The organism is Melissospora conviva (assembly GCF_049523535.1).
GTDB classification, from domain to species: Bacteria; Actinomycetota; Actinomycetes; order Mycobacteriales; family Micromonosporaceae; genus Melissospora; species Melissospora conviva.
Genome location: NZ_JBLLDT010000016.1, coordinates 1 through 2010 on the forward strand (window position 1 = coordinate 1; position 2010 = coordinate 2010).

At 69.3% G+C, this 2010-nt stretch carries 2 protein-coding genes; both read left to right on the forward strand.

Annotated elements, in window-relative coordinates; all coding sequences use genetic code 11:
- The first annotated feature begins 144 nt into the window (after positions 1-144).
- Positions 145-1158, forward strand: coding sequence for an alpha/beta hydrolase (locus ACK8GG_RS21240; protein WP_440351101.1), 1014 nt, complete (start codon positions 145-147; stop codon positions 1156-1158).
- A gap of 273 nt (positions 1159-1431) precedes the next feature.
- The coding region (locus tag ACK8GG_RS21245) for a M23 family metallopeptidase (RefSeq protein ID WP_440357095.1) at positions 1432-2010 on the forward strand (579 nt) is incomplete at its 3' end.

Below are 2010 nucleotides of genomic sequence, written 5' to 3' on the forward strand. Positions count from 1 at the left end.
GGATCAACATTCGCCCCCAGCACCAAATGGCACGACTACTTCGGCCTCAACGGCGAAACAACCCTCTGAAAACCACCCTCACAGACGCACTCCGTGCCGCGGTTCGCTCTCCCATTCCACGCGGCCCCATCAGATGGAGGATCCATGAACCACACGCCCCACCGCCCGTCGGTCAGCCGGCGACGGCTGTTGACCGGCGCCGCGAGCGTCGCCGCCGTCGGCGCGTTCGCCGGCGCCGGCGCGTTCGCGGGTGCCGTCGGCGCACCGCTGCCCGCGTCCGCGGCCGCCGGCGACGGCCACGGACTGCGCATCGTCGACCGGAACGAAAACGATGGCCGCATGCAGTACTACGAGTTCGCCACGGATCAGATCTCGCGGAACCCGCGGGTCAACGTCCTGCTCCCCGACGGCTACCACACCAGCGGCAAGCGCTACCCGGTGCTGTACCTGCTGCACGGCGGAGGACCGGACTACACGCAGTTCGCCCAGGTGGGCATCACCGACATGACCGCCGGCATGGACATGATCGTCGTCATGCCCGACGCCGGCCTCGGGTGGTACTCGAACCCTGTCAGCAGCTTCGTCGGTCCCCGCAACTGGGAGACCTTCCACATGTCGCAGTTGCTGCCATGGGTCGATGCGAACTTCCGCACCTTCGCCGAGTACGACGGTCGCGCGGTCTCCGGCTTCTCGATGGGCGGCTTCGGCGCCCTGAAGTACGCCGCGAAGTACTACGGGGACTTCTGCTCGGTCAGCGCCCACTCCGGTCCGGCCAGCCTGCGGCGCAACTTCGGCCTCGTCGGGCACTGGGCCAACCTCACCTCTGCTGCCATGGAACTCAACGGCGGCACCGTCTACGGCATCCCGCTGTGGGACGAGGCCCGGGTCTCCGCCGACAACCCGATGGAGCGCATCGAGAGCTACCGCCACAAGCGGATCTTCATGATCGCCGGCACCTCGCCGGATCCGATTGAGGGCACCATCCAGCGGGTCAGCGAACGAGAGGTCCACGCCGGGCAGCAGGAATTCCGGGCGGCCCTGCAGCGGGCCGGCATTCCGCACGACGCCCGTGAGGCGCCAGGCGGCCACGTCCTGCGGAGGTCGCACTTCATCGACGACCTGAACGGGATCTTGGGACGCCTGCGCCCCGCCGGCTGACCCCTCGTCGACGACGCGCCGCCACCGCATCGATTCCGCCCGGCGGCGCGTCGTCGACGCCCACCCGCCACCGCCTGCCCTCGGCCTCCACCACACACCGGCCGTGCCTCGGCTCGACCTGCACCACGGCCTCTGGCGAACCACCACATCGAACGGGTGCTCCCCTGCGCCCGCCCCAGCCCAGTCCACCCGAGTCGTCGCCGACGGGAGCCGCTCATGTCACGGCAGCCAAGAACCAGGGTGCGTCGCGTCCTGATCTCCATGCTCACCCTGATGGTGGGCCTCCTGACCGGGGCGGTGGTGATCCAGTCGCCCGCGCTCGCCGCACCGAACTTCAAGGCCCCGTTCCCCTGCGGACAGCGGTGGACCTACAGCCACCACAGCGCCGAGGTCCGGCAGGCCCTGGACTTCGTACGCGCCGACGGAGGGCCGACCGCGGGCGCCCCGCAGGTCGCCTCCGCCGCCGGGATCGCCCGGCTCTACTCGCAGCCCAGTGGCGCCGGCAACTACATCGTGATCGACCACGGCGGCGGCTGGACCACCCACTACTTCCACCTGAGCGCCTACTCGGTGCCGGACGGGGCGTACGTGCAGCAGGGCCAGCAGATCGGTCTCACCGGCAGCACCGGCAACTCGTCCGGGGCGCACATCCACTACGAGCAGCAGTACCAACGTGGCGGGCAGATCATCACGATCAACGGAATGTCGCTCGCCCCCTATCCCGGCCAGTACCACCAGAAGTACCTGGTCAGCGACAACTGCGGCGGGGGGGCGGGGCCGGGGGCGGACCGTTATCTCGGGGGATCACCCACCGACTTCACCGGCGACGGCAAAGACGACATCGTCACCTTC

Bases quoted from the DNA above. Each gene is read 5' to 3' on its own strand.
- ACK8GG_RS21240 (WP_440351101.1), top strand. From the start codon at position 145: ATGAACCACACGCCCCACCGCCCGTCGGTCAGCCGGCGACGGCTGTTG.